Annotated in this window: 5 protein-coding genes and 1 other annotated feature; of the genes, 1 reads left to right on the top strand and 4 read right to left on the bottom strand. The window is 47.5% G+C overall.

Annotation, left to right across the window (positions count from 1 at the left end; translation table 11 throughout):
• Positions 1-147 precede the first annotated feature (147 nt).
• From VZT47_RS08570 to VZT47_RS08560, 3 genes are all read right to left on the bottom strand, one after another.
• A complete protein-coding gene (locus VZT47_RS08570) occupies positions 148-1,086 on the bottom strand; it encodes a LysR family transcriptional regulator (RefSeq protein ID WP_330224552.1) in 939 nt (312 codons plus the stop codon).
• Between the two features lie 1,756 nt (positions 1,087-2,842).
• Positions 2,843-4,033, bottom strand: coding sequence for a diaminopimelate decarboxylase family protein (locus VZT47_RS08565; protein ID WP_330224551.1), 1,191 nt, complete (start codon positions 4,031-4,033; stop codon positions 2,843-2,845).
• Positions 4,034-4,335: 302 nt separating this feature from the next.
• On the bottom strand, positions 4,336-4,785 hold the full coding sequence (locus VZT47_RS08560) for a low molecular weight protein-tyrosine-phosphatase (protein ID WP_330224550.1): 450 nt from the start codon (positions 4,783-4,785) through the stop codon (positions 4,336-4,338).
• Positions 4,786-5,318: 533 nt separating this feature from the next.
• On the opposite strand from VZT47_RS08560, the gene VZT47_RS08555 reads away from it, so the two are divergent.
• On the top strand, positions 5,319-5,969 hold the full coding sequence (locus tag VZT47_RS08555; protein WP_330224549.1) for a flavodoxin family protein: 651 nt from the start codon (positions 5,319-5,321) through the stop codon (positions 5,967-5,969).
• A 267-nt stretch (positions 5,970-6,236) separates the two neighbouring features.
• Here the strand turns inward: VZT47_RS08555 and VZT47_RS08550 are convergent, their stop codons facing one another.
• Entirely contained in the window at positions 6,237-7,061 is an 825-nt protein-coding gene (locus VZT47_RS08550; RefSeq protein WP_330224548.1) for a MetQ/NlpA family ABC transporter substrate-binding protein, read from the bottom strand.
• Positions 7,062-7,128: 67 nt separating this feature from the next.
• Positions 7,129-7,363 (bottom strand) — a binding site (T-box leader).
• Positions 7,364-7,682 lie beyond the last annotated feature (319 nt).

Genomic DNA, 7,682 nt, shown 5'->3' with positions numbered 1-7,682 from the left:
GAGAATGTTTAAATCCTTATATAAAAGGGCCGCCTCCCCTATAAAAAGGCGGCCACCATAACTGCGAACTGATAACTAATAACTGATAACTATTTCCCCTAAAGTTTTTAAATAATGATTTTTATTTTTGTACACCCCCTTCCTGATTCACTCTTTCCCCTCTCCGCTCACACTCCTGCACGTTTCGATCCATTCATTGATGACGGCCCAGGGCTTTTCACTTTTCCGATAGCCGAAGCTCATCATGTAATTTTCTTCATCGAAGGAAAGGAAAAGGAGTTTTTTCTTTTCTTCCCGATTCAGAAGCTTTTCCGCCATATTCCGGGGAATGAAGAGGGCACCCTTTCCCAGGAGGCAGAGACGGAGGAGGACTTCCATATTTTCCGATTCCACGGAAATACGGGGAAGCATCCCCACATCGCGGAACATTTTCCTGGCGAGCGCCCCGATGACGTCTTCTTCACTGTTCAGGAGGAAGGGGCATTTCGAAAGTTCCGGTGGAATCCCCGAGCAGTTGGCTGTATTTCCATAGAAATAATCGCCAAGAGACTCTCCGAAAACTTCTCCGGCCAGGTTTTTTTCTATGAGGAGCAGGATATCCTCCTCCATCCAGGGCACATGGGCGATGCCCGGTATTTCCCCCGGAAGGTATCCCATGGCCACATCGATTTCATCATGGCGGAGGGCATTCCATATATTTCTATTGGACATTTCAAAGAGATGGATATTCACCAGGGGGCACCGTTCCTGAAAAGCGTTAATCATGCCGGGCATATTCACCCGTCCGCGGCAGGGGGAAATCCCGATCCGGAGGGTCCCTGTGTGGTGACCGGAAGCATCGGAGAGATCCCGCCGGAAATCCCTCTCCGTCCGGACGAACATGGCCGCATACCGGTAGAAAACCTCCCCGCTTCCCGTGAGTTTCAAAGGTACGGACCGCACAAAAAGCTTTGCCCCCGCTTCTCTTTCCATGGCCGCGATATGGGCCGAAAGGGTCTGCTGGGTAATATGCAGCTTCTCCGCTGCCCGCGTAATGCTTCGCTCCTCCGCAGTCATGAGGAAATATCTGATGGAGAGGAAATTCATGATTTGCTCCTTTTTATATGAACTATGGATAGAGTCATAAGTGCTATTCGTGGACCGTGATCCGTGAACCGTGAATCGTGAATCGTGAAGGTGGCGCCTTAAAATAGTAATGGCGCCAAATATATAGTCTGTGGTTCGCAGCCTTTTCTTTATCCATATCTTAAGTATTTCTATTACCTGCAGAGATTTTAACACCCGTCTGTGCGAAGTCCCCATATATAATCGTGCCGTATCAGCGGCACACCTTCACGAAGCACGGATCACGAACCACGAATCACGATGGATAATTAGTTTTATATAGGAATGTGCAAACAGTTATACAGCGATTTACCTGTATTATAAACAAAAAAGAACAGTTTTTCAATGATATTCTCATGAAGTATACTATATACAGAAGGAAATCCTGAGCCTTTCGGTTCACGGCTCGTGCTTCACCTTCCTTTTGAGACAGGAATAGCGGCCTGCCTCCCCCACGAGCTGCGAACCGGAGGGCTAATATTGCATGCCTGCCTCTTCGACCTGGGCTTTTGAGGCATTTCTACGGACAGCTTTGAGGTATTCGCCGATTTTCTCTACGAGGTAAAATCCCCATATAAAATGGCGCCTTCTTCTGTCGCGCGCCACACCCCCGACAGTCCCGATACCCCCGAGACTCCCGATAATCCCGAATAAAAGTTGTTCTTTATATAGTTTCCATTTACTTTTCAGTTTAACACCTTATTTCGCTGACTCCCGCATTCCCCTTGCGGTTTCAGGTCATGGCCCGGCACTTTCTCCATCAGATGCCGGATCCCCGCCATGGCAGCGGACGCTCCCCGGCGTCCGTTTTTTATTGGTCCGGACAGCGGAGATCCATTGGAATTCGCGGGGCTTACTATAAAAGTTCTCCGTCATCAGCTCACAGCGGCCAGGAAAAGTATTTCCCCGGGGATAAAGGCATACGTTCTTATTATTTTTCATGAAACTCAGGAGCGATCAAGAAAACGATCAAGTTAATCTCAATTGAACCCGGCAACTTTCAGTCATTCTACTTCATTCCCTGATTTGCCAATTGCAAATTCCCTCTTCAGGCCAAAATATCAGGCTTCATTCCGGTGTACGCCTTCTAATTCCCGTTTCCTGCGTTACGTACTAACCATTTTCCTCATAAACGACTTGTCTGATCGTACGCCCCTTCACCACTTCGTGGAGCTCCCCGGACGCGGGGAGCTCGCATTTAATGGATAGAGGCCATATCGCAAAGAACATTTCATCAGTCAGCCCTGCCCGTGCCGCCTGTGCAAAGCCCCCATACAAAAAATATTGGCCGCATCAGTGGCCAATCCTTCCCGCACCCCGCATCCCGAAATCTCGCTAAAGACTCCATCGGAGCATGCCGCGGTGAGGCTAACTCACGAAAACCGTAACTGACTCAGGTCATTGTAACTGCCGGAAGACTCCAATTACATATAAAAATCGGCAGGCTTAATAAATTTTCCGCCCGCCACCTTCACGAATCACGAACCACGAACCACGAAATTTCGATAATGTCTATATCGGGGCTCGCCGAGGTTTGCTAACCCACGAAAACCGCAGCTGACTCAAGCCAATGAGCACTCGCCTGGTCCCTCATATAAATCTCCTTCCGCTTCCGAACCACGAATCACGAACCACGAAATTTCGATAATGTCTATATCGGGGCGTGCCGCGGTGAGGCTAACTCACGAATACCGTAACTGACTCAGATCAAGGTATCTGCCAAAAGACTCCAATAAACCTACCACTCCTCAAATTCCGGCACGAAGTATTCGGCCGGTTTTTCTTTTGAAGAGAAGGCGAAGGGAGAAAGTGTCGCTCCATAGGCGCCGGCGTTTTCGAAAATGACGGGATCTCCGATTTCCAGATGAGGGAGGGAAATATCTTCGGCTGCCATATCGGAGGCGGTGCAGAGGCTTCCTGCCAGGGTCACGGTTTCCAGATCTCCATTTTTCAGAGTCCGGATGGGGAAGGCATGGGTTTTCGTGAAGAGCGGTTCGCTGCCCCTGGCATTTTCTCCTCCGTATTTCCGGACGATTTCTCCCATGGAAGGACGCAGGAAACCATTCAGCGTATCGGCGAGGATGAGGAACGTCTTTCCGTGGGACACTTTCCGGTCCACCACTTTTGTCACATAAATGCCGGCAGGGCCTGTCACATAGCGTCCGGTCTCGATGAGGAGTCTTGTTTCCGGGAATTTTTCATGAAATAAGGAAATCTTTCCCGCCAGCTTCTGCCCCAGGGAGCGGATATCGAGGGGATTTTCCTCCCCGTAGGGAATGCCGATGCCGCTTCCCAGATTGAGGAAGGAGAATTTTCTCATGTAGGGTGCAAACTTTGATGCCATATCCAGGAGTTTGTCATAGTAATGAAGGAGCTTTTCTTCATCCAGTACCTGACTTTTCAGGTGCACATGAAGGCCCGTGATGCGAAGATTTTCCGGCACATCGTCTTTCAGGAAATGAAGGACCTCCTTCTCATCGATGCCGAATTTCGAAGGCATTCCTTCATCGCCATCCATAGAAAAATCGGGATTTACGCGAATCCCTGTTTCCAGAGGTTCCGCCCGCACCACCTGGCTGATCCGGGTGATTTCGGAAAGACTGTCCGCAATGATCATGGAGCGGCGAAGGGCTTTCCGGATGGCAGATGTCGTTTTCCCCGGAGCGGAGTAAAAAATATTTCCTCCCGGGATTCCTGCCCTGATGGCCAGTTCTACTTCCTGGATACTCGCTGCATCCATACCGAAATCATGATTGGCCAGAGTCCGCACCACTTCGGGAAAAGGATTGCACTTCACGGAATAGAGAAATTCCACCCCCGGAAAGGCCGCTTTCAGAAGCTCCGCTCTCTCCCCGATGGCTTTTCCGTCATAAATATAGAAACTGTCATGGTCCTTTGCTTTGGAAAGGATGAATTCGTCCTTAATCATTCAGTTTACCTGCTTTCTTTATCAGGATGAAATAACCGTAGGTGAGATAGTTATCAGTTCGCAGTTATCAGTTCTCAGTGATGGTGCGGCGCGACAGAAGAAAGCGCCGCAGAGATTTATGGATAATATCATTGGAAATTAATTTTTGCCCATGACAGGAAAAAATTCAGTCCATGTGGCACAAAAGTATTATCATGCCATGTGAACTACTGATAACTGAGAACTAATAACTGATAACCATCTGAAACATTATGAATTCTCAGTAGTCCTTACTTATTGAGTGTATAGGAACTGCTAACTTTTCATTTCAGCTTTTCAAGCATAGATTGACACCCAAGCAGGACATCCTCATAGGTCCTCTCGAAATTTCCCGTGTACCAGGGGTCGGCCACGTCCCTCTTTTCTCCCGCCCAGGAAAGGAGGAGGGATACTTTTTTCTCCGGATCCTGGCCGCAAAGCCAGTCCAAATCATAGAGATTTTCCTGATCCATGGCGATGATATAATCCGCTTTTTTATAGTCTTCCTTTGTAATCAGTCTGGCCGCATGCTTCGTGAAAGGAATGCCGTGAGCCTTGAGGGTCCGTTTTGCGGGAGGATAGATGTCGTTTCCTATTTCCTCGGTCGTAGCCGCCCGGGATTCGATGTGGAAATCTTTCTCCCGGCCCGCTCTGCGGACGATTTCCTTCATCACCATCTCCGCCATGGGAGAACGGCAGATATTTCCGTGGCAGACGAAGAGTATGGTTGTCATAGGTGCTCCTTTCGGTTTGAGTCAATCGAGGTGAAAGTTATCAGTTATCAGTTCGCAGAAATTCAAAAAGTACAGGACAACTGGAAGTGAATAATTTTTAAACGGTTCTCCGTAACCTGTTCGCAATTCACAAAATTTTACTTTATATACCGTTATATTCACCTGATGGGGCATTGATAACTGACAACTGGTAACTGATAACTTATTTTAACGATACCGTTTTTGCAAAAATTCCAAAATCGGTATCGTTAACGGAGATGGCCCTTATCCATTAGCCGTTACTTATTAGAATCTCAATCCCTGCCGGCAGGATGCGGATTACTAACTGCTCTATTTACCTCTCCACTATACATGAAATATTTCTCAAAAGGCAAGGGAAATTTCCAATGAGAGCCATGTATAAAAGGGCCCGCCAATCAATCTGATGCGGGCCTTCCTTCACTGCGAACTGATAACTGATAACTGCTAACTTTTCACTTACAGCTATTTCCCTTATAATAGAAATCAGAAAGTGTTACGACAAGGAGGTACCCATGAAGAGAATCATCGCCATCAATGGCAGTCCAAGGCGTAATGGAAATACGGCGAAAATGCTCCGCGCCGCCCTGGCGGGCGCCGAATCCTACGGGGCAGAGGGAGAATTCGTCCAGCTTTACAGTCTTTTTTACAAGGGCTGTGCCAGCTGCTTTTACTGCAAACAGAAGAAGAAACCTCATGGAAATATCTGCGCCACGAAAGATGACCTTTCGCCGATTCTTGAGAAAATCAAGGAAGCAGATGCCCTCATTCTGGGGACCCCCATCTATTTCATGAACTATTCTTCCTCCATGATTGCCTTTCTGGAACGGTTCCTCTTTTCCAATTACCTCTACCGTTTCCCCGATTCCTCTATATTTCCAAAGAAACTCCCCAGCGCCCTTTTCTATACCATGAATGCCACGGAAGAACAGGCCGATCTCTTCCACCTTCCGGACAGGACAAAGGGTTATGAAGAATTCATTGGAAATATCCTGGGCGTCCCGCCCAAAGTCCTCTATGCCTATAATACCCTGCAGTTCAGGGATTACAGCCGCTATGAAGCTTCCATCTTCTCCGAAGAGGACAAGAAAGCTTACGAAAAAGAGCACTTCCAGGATACCCTGGACCAGGCAAGATTTATCGGGATCAAGCTGATAGGCGGTTGAATGGATCGCTTTGAGTTCAAATCGTGCCTTTAGCTATAAGAATAGAAGTTATCAGTTCGCAGTTATCAGTTATCAATGAAAGTGGCCCGCATCAGAATTTTGAAGCGGGCCTTTTTATTTCCTTTATGTAATAGACTTCCATCAGATACCATATAAAAATGGCGCCTTTATCATTTAAGGCGCCACCTTCACTGTGAACTGCAAACTGATAACTTTTAAATACAGTTATCAGGCAGGCATATTTCTCAAAGTTTTCCTACCCTGCGATCAGAACGCCGGAATCAGTCCGTCGGAGAAGTTGTCATTGATATATTTCTTCACGGAATCGCTCTGGAAAATCTTTACGAATTTCTGGTAGGTCGGATTATCCTTGTCCTTTTCTCTGGCTGCAATGATATTGGCATAAGGAGAGGTGCTGTCTTCGGTAGCGAGTGCGGATTTGTGATCCAGTTTAGCCGATTTCGCATAGCCTGCATTGATGACAGAGCATGCTACATCATCCAGGGATCTCGGGAGCTGGGCAGCTTCCAATTCCACGATTTCGATATGTTTTGGATTGGATTCGATATCTCCGACTACGGCTTTGACCGGATTGGTGCCCTTTTTCAGTTTGATGATTCCTTTCTGTTCCAGAAGAACGAGAGCGCGTCCGCCGTTGGAAGGATCGTTCGGAATGGAAATCTTGTCGCCCTCTTTCAGTTCATCCAGGGATTTGATCTTGTTGGAGTATACGCGGAGCGGGGCGAGATAGGTATTTCCGATGGAAACCAGTTTGGAACCGTTCTTTTCATTGAAAGCTTCCAGGAACGGGCCATGCTGGAAGGAGTTCAGGTCGATATCACCGGATGCCAGGGCCTGGTCCGGAGTGACATAGTCAGCGAAGGATTTCAGGTTCACTTTGAGGCCCTGTTTTTCTGCTTCTTTGGCTACAAATTCCATGACCTGTTCAGAATAGCCGGGGGTTACGCCTACGGTGATTTCTTTCTTTTCTGCCGGTGCTTTTGCGTCTTTCTTGTCTCCGCCGCAGCCGGAAATGGCTCCTACGACGGCCAAAGCTGCCAGGGATAATGCCAGAGTCTTCTTCAAATTCATACATATTCCTCCTTTGAAATATCCGAAACCCTCTCTATTCCGTTTCAGATACAAAAAATCCTCCGCCCTATGGGACGAAGGATTCGTGTTACCACCCAATTTTACCTCCCGGTCACCCGGAAAGCCTTATGAGGTACGGGCCAAAGCCGATACCCTGACTCTGTAACGGGAGTTCCCGCTCCGCTTCACTGTTCAGCGGAAAGGCTCAGAGGCCATATTCCATAAATTTTCCGCGCTCCTTCCCACCTGCCGGAGCTCTCTTTGCCGAAGCCTTTATGTACTCTTCTCTTCACTGCCTGTATGTGATTAGAAATAATATACCATTGGAAATACCAATTGTCAAGACAAATTGGAACAGGTATGAACAATGGATCCTTATCCGGTGGAAATATTCCAAATCCTCGATGTATTAATTCTAACAAAATTCTAATGATACAAATCGCATTTTTTGCTACTATACCGGTGGAGCGAATGAAAGGGCCCCTGAAGAAATCCCTTGTAAACCGGATGTACACAATCGATCGAACCGGCGGAGGGATGGACGCAGATGATTTTCAGAAACTCCATCTAACCGCGCGGTGAAAATTTTTTCACTCTATTTTTTCAAAAGAAATAAGTCCT

Source organism: Dialister sp., assembly GCF_036343215.1.
Taxonomy (GTDB): Bacteria; Bacillota; Negativicutes; order Veillonellales; family Dialisteraceae; genus Dialister.
This window is presented reverse-complemented; position numbering and strand designations above follow the sequence as displayed.